The sequence below is a fragment of the Actinomadura rugatobispora genome (genome assembly GCF_042656285.1).
GTDB classification, from domain to species: domain Bacteria; phylum Actinomycetota; class Actinomycetes; order Streptosporangiales; family Streptosporangiaceae; genus Spirillospora; species Spirillospora rugatobispora.
The window spans coordinates 75,574-92,656 of the sequence record NZ_JBHSON010000038.1; the positions used below are offsets into that span (position 1 = coordinate 75,574).

Consider the following 17,083-nt stretch of genomic DNA (forward strand, 5'->3'; position numbering starts at 1 on the left):
GTGCCACCCCTATCGCCGACGCGGAGCCGGCGGCCGGTGCGCGCCGCCGTCCAGGTGGACGCGGGTCCGCGCCCGCACGCGGTGACGGGCGGGCCCGACCTGCGCGAGTACGCGCTGCGCTGCCGTCCGGCCCTCGCCCGCCTGCACCTGCTGTCCTGCCTGCAGAGCAGCGCGCCGCTGCCCTCGGGGCCCGTGGCCGACGGGCGGGCGGCGGTGGAGCTGATCAAGACCGAGCTGGACGCGGCGCTGTCGGCCCTCAAGACCGCCGGGGCCGCCGGGACCGGTGCGGGCGGGCGGCGGCTGCTGGTCGCGCGCGTCACCAGGCTGCGCCTCGCCGCCGACGCGATGGAGCGCGTGCTGGGCCGCGCGGAGGAGGCGGGCGATCTGCCCGGCCTCCGCGACCTGCTCGTCCGCTTCGACATCCTGCTCTCCGCGCTGGGGACGGTTCAGCACGCCGTGTCCGACCCCTGACGGCCGGGGCGCCCGCCCGCGTAGCGGGCCGGGCTGACCCCCACCGTCCGCCGGAAGACGCGGGTCAGATGCGGCTGGTCGTAGAAACCCGCGGCGACGGCGACCTCGGCGGGCCGCCGCCCGGCCAGCAGCAGCCGCCGGGCCAGGTCCACCCGGCGCCCGGTCAGGTACAGGTGCGGCGGCATGCCGTACGCCCGGCTGAAGGAGCGGACCAGATGCGTCGGATGGACCTGCAGGATGCGGGCGGCCTCGTCCAGCGACAGGCCCTGCGGCGCCCGCTCGTCCAGCAGCCGGCGCAGCCGCCGGGCCACGGCGGGGTCGCGGCTCGCGGGCGGCGCGGTGACGTCGTGCCGCAGATGCCCGTTCAGCCGCTCCCGGACCAGTGCCAGCCGGCTCTGCGCCTCCAGTTCGTCGCCCGGCAGCCGCAGCACCTCGTGCAGTTGCCCGATCCGCGTGCGCAGCAGCGGGTCCGCCAGCGCCGGACGGTCGACGGCGGCGCCGATCAGCCGTTCCTCCAGCAGCTCCGGCTCCAGGTACAGCACCCGCTTGCCGAAGCCGCGCGGTGTCGCGGCGCGCCCGTCGTGCGGGACGTGCGGCGGCAGCAGGGTCACCAGCGAGCGGGTCACGCCGTGCTCGTGGTGGTCCAGGTCGAACCGCACCGCGCCGTCGTCGACGATCAGCAGCGTCCACGCGTCGTGCGTGTGCATCGGGTAGCGGTGATCGGTGAAGTGGGCGTGGAAGACCTCGGTGACGCCCGGCACCCCGGGACGCCACGCGGCGACCTGGGCGTCGGCGGGCATGCTAAGAACGTACAAGACGCGGGCTCGCGGGCCGGACCAGCATGGCGTGCCATGGAGACGATCCGCTTCGATACCAAGATCGCCGTCTTGCTCCGCGACGACCTGGAGCCCTGGCAGCGCCTCAACGTGACCGCGTTCCTGGTCAGCGGCATCGCCGCGGCCGGCCCGGAGCTGCTCGGCGAGCCCTACGCCGACGCCGACGGCACCGGCTACCTGCCGATGTTCCGCCAGCCCGTGCTGGTCTTCGCCGGGTCCAAGGAGACGCTGACCGCCGCGCGGCTGCGGGCGCTGGGCCGCGGCATCCCGATGTCGGTGTTCACCTCCGACCTGTTCGCCACCGGGAACGACCGGGACAACCGCGCCGCGGTGCGCGCGGTGCCCGGCGACCAGCTCGATCTGGTCGGGCTGGCCCTGCACGGCCCGCGCAACGCGGTCGACAAGGTCCTCAAGGGCGCCCGCCTGCACGAGTGAACGCCCGCCCCGGGCGGTGGCGGCGGGCCCAGGGGGTCACGACTGCCAGTAGTCCCAGCCGTGGCGCATGCGGATCGCGAGGGGCAGTGCCAGGACGAGGGCGTGCACGTCCGGCGGCGGGTCGGTGAGGAACTCCACATCGAGCCGGCGCGTGGCCGGCGGCGCGTCCCGCTCGCCCAGGGCCCGGACCGACTCCTCGGGCTCGATCACGGTGGCGAGGTCCGCGCCGCCGCGGGCGTCCCGGACGACGAACGACTCCCGGAACTCCTTCGAGGCCCGCTCGGCCACCGCGAGCACCTCGCCGCGCGGATCGCGCAGCTGGAAGTCGCAGTAGAAGAGCCCCCGGGGGCGGATGACGCCGATCCGCGGACCCGCCGGCCAGAACACCGGCGCCCACGCGCGCGGGCGGAATCCCGCCGGGATGCGGCCCACCGACAGCAGCACCGCCCCGTCCGGAGCGCGGAAGTCGATGATCTCCGCGGCGGAGCGGAGGGACTGCCAGGCCGTCTGGGGGCGCCCGGCCGCCCTGGCGAGCATCGCGCCGTCCACGGGATCGAGGTAGGAGCGGTCGCCGGCGAAGGTCAGCGCCGTCGCCCGGAACAGCGCGGGCCGTTCGGAGCCGTTCACCCTCAGCATTCGGATGGCTCCGCCCGCTGTGGCCGGGGGACGGCAGGCCGCGCCGTACGGCGCCGGGGGTGCATCGCTTCCGTACTTCCGTCCCGTTTTGATTTGGGTGGTTTTCTTCCTGGATACAGCAGGGGCCGCCCGAGGCGTCAAGATCTCTTAACGGGATCCATACGCCCCTTTTCCGGTGCACGGGGGAGTGCAGGCGGCCCGCCCGGAGCCCGGTTCCCGCCGCGGTCGCCGCCCGGCGTATAGATTCCTACTATTCCAGTGGATATAGTCTGATACGTCGATTCGATGCACGGCACCCGGCGGGGAGAAGCGATGGCGTTGCCGGACTTCCTGGTGGCAGGCGCTCCGAAGGCGGGGACCACCGCGCTGCACGCGGCCCTGACGCGCCATCCCGGGCTCTTCATGTCACCGGTCAAGGAGCCCAAGTTCTTCCTGACCGACGGCCCGCCGCCGACCCGGGGCGGCCCCGGGGACGCGCAGACCTACCGCGAGCACGTCTGGCGCCGGCCCGACTACGAGGCGCTGTTCGACGGCGCCCCGCCGGGCACCCTGCGCGGCGAGTCGACCCCCTTCTACCTGTACGACCGCGACGCGCAGCGGCGCATCCACGCGCTGATCCCGAAGGTGAAGCTGATCGCGATCCTGCGCGATCCGGTGGAGCGCGCCCATTCCAACTGGACGCACCTGTGGTCGGCCGGGCTCGAGCCGGTCGACGACGTGGTCCGCGCCTGCCAGGACGAGGAACGCCGGATCGACGCCGGATGGGCGGCGTTCTGGCACTACGTCCGGCTGGGCCGCTACGGCGAGCAGCTCGAGCACCTGTACGGGCTGTTCCCCCGCGAGCAGATCCTGGTGTTCCGGTACCGGGAGCTGCTGGAACGTCCCGCCGAGACCCTGGACCGGATCTGCTCGTTCCTGGGCGTCGAGACGGGAGTCCTCTCCGAGGTGCCGAGGGAGAACGTCACCGCGCATCCCGACCGGACGCCGCGTCACCGGCTCCTGGCCCGCACCCTGCGGGTCGGCGCGGCCGCGGGCGCGCTGCTGCCGGGCGACCTGGCCGCGAAGGCCACCGCTCCGCTGGAGCGCGCCCTGCAGCGGGACGGCAGCCCCCGGCGGCCGCTGACCTGGGAGCAGCGCCAGGCCCTGATCCCCTACTTCGCGTCCGACATCGGCCTGCTGGAGCAGGTGACCGGGGAGGGCTTCGGCGCGTGGCTGGAGCCGCGCCCCGAGTCCGGCGGCCTGGTGGGCGCCAGGCCCGCCGGGCAGCGCCAGGCGCGCAACGGCCGCCGCCGCCCCTGGTGAGGGCGGCTCAGCGCAGCTCGGCCCGCAGTTCGTGCGCCCCGTCGGCGCGCGTGACCTCGTAGAACAGGCGGTCGCGGCCGTCGGAGGTGCGCAGGATCTCCAGGTAGCGGAGCCCGCCGCCGTGGAAGGGGGACGCGGCCCACGGGAGCGTGCCCTGCGCCGTCAGAGTCTGGGGGACGCGGCCGGTGGCGATGCCGGTCCGCTCCTCGTAGTTCTCCGCCGCGCTGGCGCGGCCGTCGTAGGCCGCCACGATCCCGTCCGGGGTGAAGCGCACCGCGCTGACCCGCACGCCGCGGGCGTCCCAGGCGCCGGCCCGCCGCCCGAGGGCCGTGCCGTGCCAGCTCCACTCCAGGCCGTCGGCGCTGGTGGCGTACCTGGTGACCATGCGGTCCTCCTCGTCGGCCTCCGCCAGCGGATGGCACGAGGCCCACAGGTGCCACACGCCGCCGTGACGCACGATCACGGGGTCCTTCACCCCGGTCCGGGCGTCGCCCGGCAGGACGACCCGCCTGTTCCGGGCGTCGAACCCCGCGGGGTCGGCGGCCTCCAGCACCTCGACGCGCCAGTGCTTGGTCCCGGTCGTGGCGCAGCTCAGGTAGAGCCGCCAGGTCCCCTCGGGGGTGCGCGTCAGGGCGGGCCGCTCCAGCGACTCGGCGTCCATCTCGTCCTTGCCGATGGCCGCGACCTGCTCGAAGCGCTCGCCGTCGGCGGAACGGGCGATCGCGACCGCGTAGCCGCGCCCCTCGCCGATCGGGCGCCGCAGCCGGTACGCCAGGTAGATCCACCCGTCGCCCTCGACCGCGCTGGGCGCCCCGGCCCAGTACCCCTCGCCCTCGCCCGGGGGTTCGATCGCGACCACCGAGCGGTCCAGGCGCGGGAGCAGGGCCGAGAAGCCTCGATCCGATTGTCTGTTATTCACATCGGGATAATAGGTCAACCCCCTGGCCCGGACGCAGGGTCATCGGGGGAGGGTGGCGGCGTGGTCGGGGACGTAGGTCTGCATCTCGCGCGGCGACCGCTCGTAGCCCTTCGGGGGCGGACGCCGCGGCAGCCGCAGCTCGGGGCGTTCCACCTCCCGGTAGGGGATCGTGGACAGCAGGTGGGCGATCATGTTGATCCGCGCCCGCCGCTTGTCCTCGCTCTCGACGACGTACCACGGCGCCTCGGGAATGTCGGTGTGCAGGAACATCTCGTCCTTGGCGCGCGAGTAGTCCTCCCAGCGGGTGATCGACTCCAGGTCCATCGGGGACAGCTTCCAGCGCCGCATCGGGTCGTCGAGCCGGTTGCGGAAGCGGCGCTCCTGCTCGGCGTCGCTGACCGAGAACCAGTACTTGCGCAGCAGGAGGCCGTCCTCGACCAGCAGCCGCTCGAAGATCGGGCACTGGTGGAGGAAGCGCATGTACTCCTGCTTGGTGCAGAAGCCCATGACCCTCTCGACGCCCGCGCGGTTGTACCAGGAGCGGTCGAAGAGGACGATCTCGCCCGCGGCGGGGAGATGCTCGACGTAGCGCTGGAAGTACCACTGCGTGCGCTCCCGGTCCGAGGGCGCGGGCAGCGCGGCGATCCGGGCCACGCGGGGGTTGAGGTACTCGGTCACCCGCTTGATCGTGCTGCCCTTGCCGGCCGCGTCCCTGCCCTCGAACACCACGGCGAGGCGGACGCCCTCCGACCGGACCCACTCCTGGAGCTTCACCAGCTCCTCCTGCAGGCGGGCGAGTTCTTCCTCGTACACCCCGCGCGGCATCCGCTTGATCTTGCCCATGGGAAAACCCTACCCATCGGTCCCCTTTCATCCGCTCCGGGTGATCTGGAGTCGGTGTCCGCGGCCGGACGATGGTGCGAGCCGAGGGGACGAGCAGGAGGAGGCGAGATGTCCGGACGAGCGGACCAAGAACGGGAGATGGTGGAGCGGCCGGTGAGCGGCTGGGCCGTGGGCTTCGCCTACTTCGCCGCGTGCGTCATGGTCCTGGCCGGGATCTTCGGGGCGATCGTGGGCGTCGCCGCGATCCTCAAGAACGACCTGTACGTGGTCCGGGGCGACTACGTGTTCAGCTGGGACCTCACCACCTGGGGCTGGATCCATCTGGTCGTCGGGATCTTCGTGGCCGTCGCGGGCTTCGCGGTGATCGCGGGGCAGGCGTGGGCCCGCACGGTCGGCATCATCCTGGCCGGCCTGAGCGCGGTGGCCAACTTCATGTTCCTGCCCTACTACCCCGTCTGGTCCGTGCTGATCATCGTGCTGGACGTCGTGGTGATCTGGGCGCTGGTGATGTACACGCGGCAGTACGCGGTGGCGTCCCGGCGCCGATGACTCAGGGGGCCGAGTCCGGTGGCGGCGCCCGCGGTGGAGGAGACGGTTCCGGCTCCGAGCCGCAGTTCGGCGCGGAGTCCGGCCACCTCGGCCCGCAGGAGGCGCGGTTCCGTCTCCTCCGCGCTCGCGCGCCCGGGCCCGCTCGCGCCCTCCGGATCCGGTCCGCCGGCACTCATGTCGAGACCCCGCTCCCGATGCGCCTCCCTCGGCATCCTTCGGGGAGCGCGTGGCCTCCGCCTCACCCGCCGGGGGTGAGGGCCGGCGCCTTCGAGCAGGCCGTGTCAGGACTCCTTGGCGCGGTCCTTGCCCATGCCGCGGCTGCGTCCCGCGATCGCGGTGCCGACTCCGACGACCGCCGCGACCGGCCATGAGATGACCTCGAGCGCGGCCATCGCGCCCAGCGCCCCGTAGAACGCCAGCCGCCGGCGCGGAGGCAGGTACGAGGCCGCCGAACGGCCCGCCTCCGCCATCTTGTGCATTCCCGCCCCCGTTCCCGGAACGGGAACGTTGTAGATCTTGACGTGCGGGGTGACCACCGGAATCGGCAGGCTGGTGCTCTGCCGCTCCTCGGCGGTCCGCCGCCGCTGGGCGGTCTGCCGGGTGGTCTGCCGCCGCTGGGTGGTCTGCCGCGTCCGGGCGGTGGCGGTCTGTCGCGTCCGGGAGGTGGCCTGCCCCGTCCGGGAGGCGGCCTGCCCCGTCCGGGCGGTCGTCTGCCGCGTCCGGGCGGTCGTCTGCCGCGCCGCGGCGGTCTGTCGCGTCCGGGCGGTCTGCCGCCGCTGGGCGGGCTCCCGCTTCTGGGCGGTGGCCTTGGTCGTGGCCCTGGTCGTTCTCTTCCTGGTGGTCCCGGTGGGTTGAACGGTGGTCATCTCACCACTCCTCTGCTCGGATGCCCCGGGCGGTCGAGGCCCGGTCTCCTGTGTTGTGGCCGGCTGCTCGTACGCCGATGCTCGGCCGGGGCCTTACCCCCCAGACGAGGGCCTGCCCCTGACAGTGGGCGAGCTTGATACAGGTGAGGCCGACCTTTGAGGATCCTCGGCACCGCCGTGCGGCATGGCTCACCGCCCCACCACGGATCGTGACCGCGGCGGGGCGGATCACCCCGTGCGATGCGCGGTGGCCTCGCGCGGCGGTGTCAGCCGAGTCTCTGGGCCTGCTCGATGTCGGCTCCGGCCAGTGTCACCAGCCGGTGGCCGAGATCCAGGAAGGCCCGCCCGGCGGCCAGCTCGTCGCCGATCTCCGGAACGGCCCGGTCGGCGGGATTGCGCCGCGCGTGGCCCGTGCCCTCGATGGTGGTGCCGTCCTGCGTGGTCAGCACGGCGCGCACGTAGGTGTCGTTGCCGCGCTCGTTGATGAAGACCTGTGTGTTCCACTTCTTGGCTTCCATGGTTGTCACCCCCTTCCAGCATCGGTCCTGGCAGGCGCCCTTGCCAAAGGTCGTTGGCCGTTCCGGCGTGGCTCAAACGGACCCGGGGCCGGGAAGCCGCACCGGATGGACCGAGGTCCGTCGGCGCGCCGGCCCGGGACCTTCGTCCCGGGCCCCGGGCCGGGACGGTGGCTAGCGTCGTGGGCATGAACGAGATCGTCGTCGGGGCCGACGGGTCCGAGCACGGCCTGGTCGCGGTCGAGTGGGCGGCGGCGGAGGCCGCGCGCCGGGGAGCGCCGCTGCGGGTCGTGCACGCGGTCGCCGCCTGGCTGTTCGACGCCCAGGCCGACCCGCGGATCAGGCTGGTCCGGGAGTGGATGCGCGACAACGGCGAGGAGGTCGTCCGGCAGGCGCTGGGACGGGCGCGGGCACGGGCGCCCGAGGTGGAGGTGTCCGGCGGGCAGGTCGGCGGGCAACCGGCCGAGGTGCTGATCAGGGAGTCGAGGGGCGCGCTCATGGTCGTGGTGGGCAGCCACGGTTCCGGCGGCCTGACCGGTCTGCTGCTGGGATCGGTGGCGTTGCAGGTGACCTCGCACGCGTCCTGCCCCGCCGTGGCGGTGCGCCCGGACAGGCCGGGGACCGCGGAGCCCGAGCCGGCCGAGGGCACGCCGGACGCGGGGGAGGTGGTCGTCGGGGTGGACGGCTCCCCGGGCAGCGCGGCGGCTCTGGACTTCGCCTTCGAGGAGGCCGCCGTCCGAGGGGCCCCCGCACGGGCGGTGATGGCCTGGAGCCATCCCGCCTCCGAGCGTCCGGGGGACATGCAGCCGCTGGTGTTCGACCCGGTGGTGGTGACAGAGGAGCAGGAGCGGGCCCTGGCGGAGTTCGTGGCGCCCTGGGAGGCCGAGTACCCCGGCGTGCCGTTCATCCGGCAGGTCGTGCACGCCCGTCCCACGCGGGTTCTGGCCGAGGCATCCGCGCGTGCCCGGCTGCTGGTCGTGGGGTCGCGGGGCCGGGGAGGCTTCAGCGGCCTGGTGCTCGGTTCGGTCGGCCACGCCATGCTCCACCACGCGCGATGCCCGGTAGCGGTCGTCCACGCGTCCCGTGGAACCCCTGCGGAGTGACCGGCCGGAGACGGCTCAGGCTCGTTCCGTGCGCCGGGTCGCCCATTTGGCGAGTTCGACCAGGGCGTAGGCGATCGCGGCCACCGCGGCGACGCGTGCCCAGGCGCCGGGACTGAGCGGGGCGGAACGGAACAGGTCGTGCATCACGGGGACGTAGGTGTAGAAGACCTGGATGGCGATGAGGGCGAGGGCGCCCGCGCCGACCCACGGGTTGCGCCGGACGCCGTGCCACAGCATCGGGTGTTCCAGCGACAGGCAGTTGAACAGGTAGGCCAGCAGCGTCATCGCGAAGACGTTGACCACGACGGTGCGGGCCTCGGCCAGTGAGGCGCCGTGGGCCTGCTCCCAGTGGAAGAGGCCGAACGCGCCCGCGAGCAGGATCGCGGCGACCAGCAGGATGCGGGCGGTCAGCCGCCTGGTGATGAGCGGGAGGGCGGGGTCGCGGGGCGGGCGCCGCATGATGTCCTCGTCGCGCGGCTCGACCGCGAACGGCAGCCCGAGCACCAGCACGGCGGTCATGTTCAGCCACAGCACCTGGACCGGCAGGATGGGCAGCTCGCCGCCGCCCAGGATCGCCGCCACCAGGACCAGGCCGAGGCCGATGTTGGCGGGCAGCGCCCACACGATGAACTTGACCAGGTTGTCGAAGACGCCGCGGCCCTCCTCGACGGCGGCCTCGATGGAGGCGAAGTCGTCGTCGGTGAGGACCATGTCGGCCGACTCCTTGGCGACCTCCGTGCCGTCGCGTCCCATCGCCACGCCGATGTCGGCCTGTTTGAGGGCGGGCGCGTCGTTCACGCCGTCCCCGGTCATGGCGATGACGTGGGAGCGGGCCTGCAGCGCCCGGACCAGGCGCAGCTTCTGCTCGGGGGAGACGCGGGCGAACACGGCGGTGCGCTCGACGGCGCCGGGGAGGTCGCCGTCCGCGGTGGCGGCCAGGTCGGCGCCGGTCATGACCTCGCCGTCCAGCCCGATCCGCGCGCCGACGGCGCGGGCCGTGGCGGCATGGTCCCCGGTGATCATCTTGACCTGGATCCCGGCGGTCCGGCAGGCGTGGACGGCCCGGGCCGCCTCCTCGCGGGGCGGGTCGTGCATGGCCTGCAGGCCCAGGAAGACCAGCCGGGGCGGCGGCTCGGTGAGGTGGTCGGCGGCGGGATCGGCGTCGGCGCGGGCGAGGGCGAGCACGCGCAGGGCCTGCCCGCCGTAGGCGTGGGCGACGGCGGTGATGCCCTCGACGTCGAGGGGCTCGGTGCCGCCGTCCGCGGCGAGCTGGCGGTCCGACATCGCCAGGATGCGCTCCAGCGAGCCCTTGGCGTAGATCACGCCGCCCGCGTGGAGGGTGGCCATGTACTGCCGCTCCGAGCTGAAGGTGATCGTGTCGAGGCGTTCGGGGGCCTCGCCGAGCCCCGCCTTGGCGGCGCTGACGACCAGGGCGCCCTCGGTGGGGTCACCGACCAGGCTCCAGCCGCCCCCGTCCCCGCCCTGGGTGATCCGGGCGTCGTTGCAGGCCAGCCCGGCCATCAGGCATTCGCGCAGGGCCGGGTGCGCGGCCGCCTCGACGCGCCCGCCGCCAGCGAGGATCTCGCCGCGGGGCGCGTAGCCGGTGCCGGTCACCTCGAAGAGGCGGCCCCCGGCGGCGATGCCGGTGACGGTCATCTGGTTCCGCGTCAGCGTCCCGGTCTTGTCCGTGCAGATGACGGTGGTGCTCCCGAGCGTCTCCACCGCGGGCAGCCGCCGGACGATGGCGTTGCGCCGCACCATCCGGGCCACCCCGAACGCCAGGGTGATCGTCACCACCGCGGGCAGGCCCTCGGGAATGGCGCCCACGGCCAGCGCCACCGCGGCGGTCAGCATCTCCGGGACGGGCCGGCCGCGCAGCACCCCGACGGCGAACGTGAGGGCGGCCAGGGCCAGGATGGCCACGGTCACCACCCGGCTGAAGCGCGCGATCTTGCGGGTGAGCGGGGTCTGCACGGCGGTCGCCGAGCCGACGAGCCGGTGCACGAGCCCGATCTCGGTGCCGGCGCCGGTCGCCGTGACGAGGCCGGCCCCTCGCCCGTAGGTGACGAACGTGCCAGAGTGGGCCATGTTGCGGCGGTCGGCCAGGGCCGCCTCGCCGAGCGCGTCCGGCGTCTTGGCGACGGGCGCCGACTCGCCGGTCAGCGCGGACTCGTCCACCGAGAGGTCGGCGGCGCGCACCAGCCGCAGATCGGCGGGGATCCTGTCACCGGCCTCCAGCAGCACCAGGTCGCCGCGCACCAGCTCCTCCGACGGCAGGCGCGCGGGCCGCCCGTCGCGGACGGCGGTGGTGACCGTGCGGGTCATCGCGGCCAGCGCGGCCAGCGCCCGCTCGGCCCGCGCCTCCTGGACGAACCCGACGATCGCGTTCGCGACCACCACGCCCAGGATCACGGCCGCGTCCACGTGGTCGCCCAGCGCGGTGGTGATGACCGCCGACACCAGCAGCACGTAGATCAGCGGGTTGTGGAACTGCAGCAGGAACCGCGCCACCGGCCCGCGCCGCCGGGCCTCCGGCAGCACGTTGGGGCCGTGCCGCGCCAATCGCGCGGCCGCTTCGTCCGAGGTGAGGCCGAGATCGGGGTCGGTGCCGAGATCCTCGGCGACCTCCCGGGGGGTGCACTGGTACGGCGGGCCGGTGACGGTCGTCGTGTTCACACGCCCAAGGCTCGCGCCTGCCCGCCGGGCGGGGTCAGGGGCGAAGGTCCCGGATGACGGGCCGTGTGACCTCTTTTTCCCCGGCGTTTGCCGGACGGCGCCGTGCGAGGGGTTCGTCGGGCCGCGCCCGGTGGAAGCCGCCCGCCCCGGCGGAGTGCCGCCCGTCCCGGCGCGCGGCCGCCGGTGCCTCGCCGGGCAGTACGGGCTCTATCCGGTAAAGGGAGGGCATGCCCGACCGCTGGGCGGTCCTGTCCCGCGCGGCCCCGGCCAGCTCGGTGATGAGGTCGCGGGCGGTGATCAGGCCCACCAGGGCGCCCTGGGCATCGGTGACCGCGACGTGGTCGTTGCCCGATTCCAGCATCGACCGGGCCGCTTCGGGAACGGTCGCGGCCGGGCGCACCGAGTCCTTCGCGTGCTCGCCGAGCAGGGTGGTGACGGGCCTGCGGGCGCGCCGCGGCCCGGCGGCGTCCCAGGCGGCCGTGAGCGTCGCGGCGTCCACGATGCCCAGGAAGCCGCCCTCGTCGTCCACCACGGGCAGGTGGTGGACCTCGGCGCGGCACATCAGCTCCCACGCCATGAGCACGGACTCGCGGGCGGAGATGGTGAGCAGGTCCATCGTCATCACCTCGGCCGCGGTCCGTTCCTCCAGCGGTACGTGCGCGGATCTCATGCCCCTACGCTGCGCCCGGCCGAGGCCGCGGTACCAGGGTCCAACGCGCGCTCCGGCCGGGACCAAGGGCCCTGAGAAGGAGGGTCCTTGGCTCCTGCACCCGCCATGGCCGGGGGTGTTGAGATCAGGACGTCAACAAGTTCGCCTCTCGAAGAAAGGCAGGCGACCATGGCCGTCTCGACTCCCAAGGCCGGTGAGGGGCGCCGGGCGCACCGGTTGCCGCACCTGCCGGCGCCGCAGCCCCTGACCGAGTCCCCGGCCGCGCGGTACGTGTGGGCCCTCACCCGGCTGGCGCTGGGCTGGGTGTTCGTGTGGGCGTTCCTCGACAAGACCTTCGGCCTGGGGCACGAGACCCCCGCGGCCCGGGCGTGGATCGAGGGCGGCAGCCCGACCGCCGGATTCCTGAAGAACACCCCGGAGGGCCCGTTCGCCGGGTTCTACCACGGTCTCGCGGGCCAGGCGTGGGCGGACTGGCTGTTCATGATCGGGCTGGCCGGGGTCGGTGCCGCGCTGGTGCTGGGCGTCGCCCTGCGGGCGGCCGCGGCGGGCGGCGCGCTGCTGCTGGTGATGATGTGGTCCGCGGTCCTGCCGCCGGAGAACAACCCCTTCATGGACGACCACCTCATCTACGCCATCGTCCTGGTCGGCCTCGCCCTCGTCAGCGCCGGCCACACCCTGGGCCTCGGCCGCCGGTGGGCGGATACCGCGCTCGTCCGCCGCTTCCCCATCCTCAAGTGACGACCGCCACCGGCGGCGGAGGGGCGCTCCCGAACCCGGGAGCGCCCCTCCGTCCACGTCGCCTGAGGGCCCGGGACGATCAGGTGCGCGGCAGGCCCAGCACCTCGAGCGCGTTGTCGTGGGAGATGCGCCGGACGTCGTGCTCGTCGAGGGAGCCGAGCGACTCGGTGATGAAGTCCACCGGCTGGGCGACGCCCTCGGCGTGCGGCCAGTCCGAGCCGAGCAGCAGGCGGTCGGTGCGCACGTCGGCGAGGAGGTCGTCGATCCGGTCCTCCCAGAACGGGGTGACCCAGACGTGCTCGGCGAACACCTCGCGCGGGTGGTTCTTGAAGTAGCCGGGGTTGCGGTTGGCCACGTCGTCGAGCCGGTGGAGCAGGTCGGGGATCCACCCGGCGCCGTTCTCGACGCTGGCCATGCGCAGCCGGGGGAAGCGCTCGAAGACCAGGTGGCACAGTGCGGCGCCGTAGAAGTCGGTGACGGCGCGCCCCTTGGTGAGCACGCCCCGCAGGGGCGAGCGCAGCACCGACTGCTCGGCCGAGCCGGGCTCCCACATCTGCACGATGGCGTCGTAGCCGTCGTTGCCGGCATGGGTGGCCACCACGACGTTCGCCTCCTCGGCCAGACCCCAGAAGGCGTCGTAGGCGGGGTCGAACGGCGAACGGAAGCCGCCGGGCACCGGCACCGGGGCGTTGCGGACGTTGACGACGGTGGCCCCGCGGCCGATCAGCTCGCGCAGCTCGGCGACGGCCGCGGCCGGGTCGAGGAGAGGAACGTAGGGGACGGCGTAGAGGCGGTCCCGGTAGTTGTAGCCCCAGTCCTCGTCCAGCCACTTGTTGAAGCCGTGGAAGACCTTGGAGCACGCGCCGGGGTCGTCCTTGAGCGCCTCCTCCAGCCCCACGCCCAGGGTCGGGAACAGCAGCGTCGCCTTCACGCGCTGCTCGTCCAGCACCCGCACGCGGGCCTCACGGTCGCGGTACTCCGCCCGCAGCGGCTCGAGCTCGCCGAACGCCTCCCGGATGCCCTTGCGCTCCGGGTTGCCGCGGTACCAGTGGTACAGCGCGCCGGGGCGGGCCACCGGATCGAACGTGGGGTTGGCGATGTAGCCGTTGACCTTCCCCCCGACGATCAGGCGGCGGCGGCCGTCGATGTCGGCCCAGCGCACGCCCCGGTTGCCCAGCGAGCGGTCCTGGTGCCGCGTGAAGGCGTCCTCCGCCTCGTAGTAGTGCGTGTCGAAGTCGAAGATCCAGTTGTCCTGTCCCACCCGCCCATCACACCGCCCGCACCCGTCCGTTGTCAACATCGACGTCGATATAGCACGACCGGATCCCGCCGGACCGGAACCGCGACGATCTTGATGATGACGTCGATATTGAGATATCGTGCGGCGAGCCGGCCCCCGGAGGCACTGCACATGGACATCGAGGAAGCGGGCACCGTCTTCACCGACCCGCGCGCCTACGCGGACGACGCGCGGTTCCACGCCGCCACCGCGCTGCTGCGCCGCGAGTCGCCGGTGCACCTCGTCGAACACCCGAGGTTCAACCCGTTCTGGGCGATCACCAGGCACGAGGACGTCATGGCGATCGCGCGCGACGCCGAGACCTGGATCAACGCGCCGCGTCCCGCCCTCGGCCCCAAGCCCAAGGACGACGTGCGCTCCGACATCCCCATCCGCGCGCTGGTGCAGATGGACGCACCCGACCACCCGGTCTACCGCCATGTGAGCGCGGACTGGTTCAAGCCGAGCGGGGTCCGGCGGCTCAGCGGCCGGATCGAGGAACTCGCCAGACGCTACGTGGACCACATGGCCGGCCTGGGAGGGGAGTGCGACTTCTTCGCCGACGTCGCCTCCCACTACCCGCTGTACGTCATCCTGTCCCTCCTCGGACTGCCCGAGGAGGACTTCCCCAGGATGCTCAAGCTGACCCAGGAGCTGTTCGGCGCCGACGACGAGGACCTGGCGAGGCGCGCCGGCGACACGGGCTTCATGGACACCCTGCTGGACTTCTTCACCTACTTCAAGACGCTGACCGACGACCGCCGCGCGAACCCGGGCGACGACCTCGCCTCGGGGATCGCCAACGCCACGATCAACGGTGAGCCGATCGGGGACCTCGAGGCGGTGGGGTACTACGTGCTGATCGCCACGGCGGGGCACGACACGACGAGTGCGGCCATCGCCGGCGGGCTGCACGCCCTGCTGGAGCACCCGGACCAGTGGCGGCGCCTGGCCGCCGACCCCTCCCTCGTCCCCACCGCGGTCGAGGAGATGATCCGCTGGGTCTCACCGGTCAAGCAGTTCATGCGGACGGCCACCGAGGACACGACCGTGCGCGGCGTGCCCATCGCGCGCGGGGAGTCGGTGCTGCTCTCCTACCCCTCGGCCAACCGGGACGAGGACGTCTTCGAGAACCCCGGGACCTTCGACGTCGGACGCACCCCGAACCGCCACATGGCCTTCGGGTTCGGCGCCCATTACTGCCTCGGCACGCACCTGGCCCGGCTGGAGGGCCGGGCGCTCTTCGCCGAACTGGTGCCCCGCGTGGCATCGATCGAGCTCGCGGGAACCCCCGCCTACATGGAGACCCTGTTCGTCGGCGGGCCCAAGCGCCTGCCGATCCGGTACACCATGGCCTGACCCGGCGTTCAGCCGTCCGAGGAGGCCTTGTCCTTGCCCTTGGCGGCCTTGCCCTTGCCCGCGCCCGCCTTGCCCGTGGCGCCGGCCTTGCCCGTGCCGGGGTCCTTCATGCCGAGCGCGTTCGTCCAGATGCGGGTGAGCTGGTCGGTCGCGGTGGCCAGGTCGAAGCCGAACGCGTTGTCGGTGTTGAAGAGGTACTCGGCGAAGTAGGCGACCATGCCGCCGAGCGCCTGGGCGGCGTAGCCGGCGTCCACGGCGGGATCGGCGTGACCCGCCTCCTGGAGCTGGCGGACGCGGCGCTCGATCGCGTGGGCGAAGGCGTCCTGGCGCTGCAGGCGGGTCTCGCGGACCGCGGCGTCGATGGTGGACACCTGGTGGATGACCCGCATGATCTTGGCGTTGGCGCCGTAGGCCACCAGGTAGTGCTCGTTGGCCGCGCGGATCCGCTCGACCGGGTCGGCGTCGGCGGGGGCCGGCTCCAGGGTGAGCAGGTTGACCTCGACCGAGTCGACGATCTCGGTGAAGATCTCTTCCTTCGAGACGAAGTAGGTGTAGAAGGACCCGTGGGAGATGCCCGCGATGTCGGCGATGTCGGCGATCCGGGCGTGCAGGAACCCGTCGCGCTCGAACACCTCCTTGGCGGCCTCGAGGAGACGGCGGCGGGTCTCACGGCCCCGAACGGTGCGTCCGGTGCCGCGGCGCTTGTCCTTCTCCTCGTCGCCGCGCCGGCCACGACTGGCGTTGGGCAGCACAGCCCTGCGTTCGGTCTTCTCGGGCACGGTGATCCTTTCTGGCGAAGCGTGCGGCGGCGACCGCTCCGCGGGCCTCCGCCGCCCCCGGCCGCCTCCGGGGTAGGGTACGGCGGAATCCGCCGAGCCCCCGGCGCCGTCCGCCATTCTTCCAGCCGGAGGGCGACGGTGAGGCGCGGCCGCGAACGCGCGGAACGCGGCCCCGTCCGCCGGAACCTCCGCGTTCCGCGGGCCCCGCACCCGCCCGGCGGAAGCCGCCGGCCGGTACTCGCGGCGGCCATGACCCGCAGGCGCCGAACTCCCCACAGCGTCGGTCAAGTATAGCGAATATGACATCGAAGTTGAACTTTTGCCCGCGGCCCGCCCCGCCGCGGCGGTGTGAGCGATATCAAATTACTGACTTCGATGTCAAAATTGATCCAAAGTCGGAGAGTTGCTAGCTTGACGCGTAGTCGACCATCCCGCATCGCGGCCGGTGCTGAATGAGTCGTTGATCGCCTTGACGGCTTGAGTTGGAGAGCGGGATGCCTGCCTCGCCCGAGGACCACGCGGCCATCAGCACGCTGCTGGCCCGGTACTGCCTGACGCTCGACCTCGAGGACGTCGAGGGCTGGGTCTCGCTGTTCACGCCCGACGCCCGCTACGAGGTGTACGGGCGCACGTTCGACGGGCACGACGGTCTGCGCGAAGTGTTCACGGCGTCGCCGCGAGGGATGCACCTCGGGGGCGTGCCGGCCATCGAGATGACCGGCGCCGACCGCGCCCGCACCACGCGGAACCTGCTGTTCGCCGACCGGAGCGACGGCGCCTCCAGCAACGTGTTCTATGTCGACGACCTTGTCCGGACCCCGGAGGGCTGGCGCATCGCCGCCTGCCGAAGCCGGCTCCACACGGCCGATGGTCTCGCCGACCGGCCCGCATCCTAAGGAGCGGTTCCTTTTGTCACAGATACCCTTCGCGCCCGACGTCTTCACCTGGCCCAGTGAGCGACCTCAGTTGATCGGGGGGCGGTGTGGCCGGTGTGAGGCCACGACGTTCCCGATGCAGTCGTCGTGTCCGCGGTGTGGTGACACCGGTATGGGGCGGGTGCTGCTGCCGCGTACCGGGACGCTGTGGACGTGGACGACGCAGGAGTTC

The 17,083-nt window shown here is 73.0% G+C and carries 19 protein-coding genes; 9 read left to right on the top strand and 10 right to left on the bottom strand.

Features of this window, described 5'->3' with window-relative positions:
• Complete coding sequence (locus ACFPZN_RS25865; protein WP_378284769.1) at nt 1-471, top strand: hypothetical protein; 471 nt, start codon at nt 1-3, stop codon at nt 469-471.
• Here the strand turns inward: ACFPZN_RS25865 and ACFPZN_RS25870 are convergent.
• Nucleotides 447-1,271: a helix-turn-helix transcriptional regulator gene (locus ACFPZN_RS25870; RefSeq protein ID WP_378284770.1), complete on the bottom strand. Its 825-nt coding sequence runs from the start codon at nt 1,269-1,271 to the stop codon at nt 447-449. The genes ACFPZN_RS25865 and ACFPZN_RS25870 overlap by 25 nt on opposite strands.
• A 60-nt stretch (nt 1,272-1,331) precedes the next feature.
• On the opposite strand from ACFPZN_RS25870, the gene ACFPZN_RS25875 reads away from it, so the two are divergent.
• The gene (locus ACFPZN_RS25875) at nt 1,332-1,742 is read left to right on the top strand and encodes a DUF2000 family protein (protein WP_378284792.1); all 411 of its coding nucleotides are present in this window, start codon (nt 1,332-1,334) and stop codon (nt 1,740-1,742) included.
• 36 nt (nt 1,743-1,778) lie between these two features.
• Here ACFPZN_RS25875 and ACFPZN_RS25880 read toward each other — a convergent pair whose 3' ends face one another.
• Complete coding sequence (locus ACFPZN_RS25880) at nt 1,779-2,378, bottom strand: hypothetical protein (RefSeq protein ID WP_378284772.1); 600 nt, start codon at nt 2,376-2,378, stop codon at nt 1,779-1,781.
• Nucleotides 2,379-2,690: 312 nt separating this feature from the next.
• Between ACFPZN_RS25880 and ACFPZN_RS25885 the strand changes: the two genes are divergently transcribed.
• On the top strand, nt 2,691-3,680 hold the full coding sequence (locus ACFPZN_RS25885; protein WP_378284773.1) for a sulfotransferase family protein: 990 nt from the start codon (nt 2,691-2,693) through the stop codon (nt 3,678-3,680).
• A gap of 7 nt (nt 3,681-3,687) precedes the next feature.
• Here the strand turns inward: ACFPZN_RS25885 and ACFPZN_RS25890 are convergent, their stop codons facing one another.
• Both ACFPZN_RS25890 and ppk2 read right to left on the bottom strand, forming a co-directional pair.
• Nucleotides 3,688-4,599: a hypothetical protein gene (locus ACFPZN_RS25890; protein WP_378284775.1), complete on the bottom strand. Its 912-nt coding sequence runs from the start codon at nt 4,597-4,599 to the stop codon at nt 3,688-3,690.
• Between the two features lie 39 nt (nt 4,600-4,638).
• A complete protein-coding gene (ppk2, locus tag ACFPZN_RS25895) occupies nt 4,639-5,442 on the bottom strand; it encodes a polyphosphate kinase 2 (RefSeq protein WP_378284776.1) in 804 nt (267 codons plus the stop codon).
• Nucleotides 5,443-5,550: 108 nt separating this feature from the next.
• On the opposite strand from ppk2, the gene ACFPZN_RS25900 reads away from it, so the two are divergent.
• On the top strand, nt 5,551-5,991 hold the full coding sequence (locus tag ACFPZN_RS25900; RefSeq protein ID WP_378284778.1) for a DUF7144 family membrane protein: 441 nt from the start codon (nt 5,551-5,553) through the stop codon (nt 5,989-5,991).
• A gap of 281 nt (nt 5,992-6,272) precedes the next feature.
• Here ACFPZN_RS25900 and ACFPZN_RS25905 read toward each other — a convergent pair whose 3' ends face one another.
• Both ACFPZN_RS25905 and ACFPZN_RS25910 read right to left on the bottom strand, forming a co-directional pair.
• Nucleotides 6,273-6,857 (bottom strand): hypothetical protein, encoded by a 585-nt coding sequence (locus ACFPZN_RS25905; protein WP_378284780.1) that lies wholly within the window; start codon nt 6,855-6,857, stop codon nt 6,273-6,275.
• A gap of 266 nt (nt 6,858-7,123) precedes the next feature.
• Nucleotides 7,124-7,375, bottom strand: a complete 252-nt coding sequence (locus ACFPZN_RS25910; protein ID WP_378284782.1) for a DUF1876 domain-containing protein — start codon at nt 7,373-7,375, stop codon at nt 7,124-7,126.
• A 185-nt stretch (nt 7,376-7,560) separates the two neighbouring features.
• Here ACFPZN_RS25910 and ACFPZN_RS25915 point away from each other — a divergent pair, with 185 nt between their 5' ends.
• On the top strand, nt 7,561-8,475 hold the full coding sequence (locus tag ACFPZN_RS25915) for a universal stress protein (protein WP_378284783.1): 915 nt from the start codon (nt 7,561-7,563) through the stop codon (nt 8,473-8,475).
• Nucleotides 8,476-8,490: 15 nt separating this feature from the next.
• On the opposite strand, the gene ACFPZN_RS25920 is transcribed toward ACFPZN_RS25915, so the two are convergent.
• Together ACFPZN_RS25920 and ACFPZN_RS25925 are read right to left on the bottom strand one after the other, a co-directional pair.
• Nucleotides 8,491-11,151 carry a cation-translocating P-type ATPase gene (locus ACFPZN_RS25920; RefSeq protein WP_378284784.1) on the bottom strand — a complete coding sequence of 887 codons (2,661 nt, stop codon included), beginning with the start codon at nt 11,149-11,151 and terminating at the stop codon, nt 8,491-8,493.
• A gap of 34 nt (nt 11,152-11,185) precedes the next feature.
• Nucleotides 11,186-11,821, bottom strand: coding sequence for a CBS domain-containing protein (locus ACFPZN_RS25925; protein ID WP_378284785.1), 636 nt, complete (start codon nt 11,819-11,821; stop codon nt 11,186-11,188).
• A 168-nt stretch (nt 11,822-11,989) separates the two neighbouring features.
• Between ACFPZN_RS25925 and ACFPZN_RS25930 the strand changes: the two genes are divergently transcribed.
• Nucleotides 11,990-12,559 carry a hypothetical protein gene (locus ACFPZN_RS25930; protein WP_378284786.1) on the top strand — a complete coding sequence of 190 codons (570 nt, stop codon included), beginning with the start codon at nt 11,990-11,992 and terminating at the stop codon, nt 12,557-12,559.
• Nucleotides 12,560-12,638: 79 nt separating this feature from the next.
• Here ACFPZN_RS25930 and ACFPZN_RS25935 read toward each other — a convergent pair whose 3' ends face one another.
• A complete protein-coding gene (locus tag ACFPZN_RS25935; protein ID WP_378284787.1) occupies nt 12,639-13,820 on the bottom strand; it encodes an amidohydrolase family protein in 1,182 nt (393 codons plus the stop codon).
• Between the two features lie 150 nt (nt 13,821-13,970).
• On the opposite strand from ACFPZN_RS25935, the gene ACFPZN_RS25940 reads away from it, so the two are divergent.
• Nucleotides 13,971-15,197, top strand: a complete 1,227-nt coding sequence (locus ACFPZN_RS25940; RefSeq protein WP_378284788.1) for a cytochrome P450 — start codon at nt 13,971-13,973, stop codon at nt 15,195-15,197.
• 8 nt (nt 15,198-15,205) lie between these two features.
• Here the strand turns inward: ACFPZN_RS25940 and ACFPZN_RS25945 are convergent, their stop codons facing one another.
• Nucleotides 15,206-15,976, bottom strand: a complete 771-nt coding sequence (locus tag ACFPZN_RS25945; protein WP_378284789.1) for a TetR/AcrR family transcriptional regulator — start codon at nt 15,974-15,976, stop codon at nt 15,206-15,208.
• A gap of 494 nt (nt 15,977-16,470) precedes the next feature.
• Here ACFPZN_RS25945 and ACFPZN_RS25950 point away from each other — a divergent pair, with 494 nt between their 5' ends.
• Both ACFPZN_RS25950 and ACFPZN_RS25955 read left to right on the top strand, forming a co-directional pair.
• Complete coding sequence (locus ACFPZN_RS25950; protein WP_378284790.1) at nt 16,471-16,872, top strand: nuclear transport factor 2 family protein; 402 nt, start codon at nt 16,471-16,473, stop codon at nt 16,870-16,872.
• On the top strand, nt 16,844-17,083 hold a 240-nt coding region (locus ACFPZN_RS25955), incomplete at its 3' end, for a Zn-ribbon domain-containing OB-fold protein (RefSeq protein ID WP_378284791.1). The genes ACFPZN_RS25950 and ACFPZN_RS25955, both read left to right, overlap by 29 nt.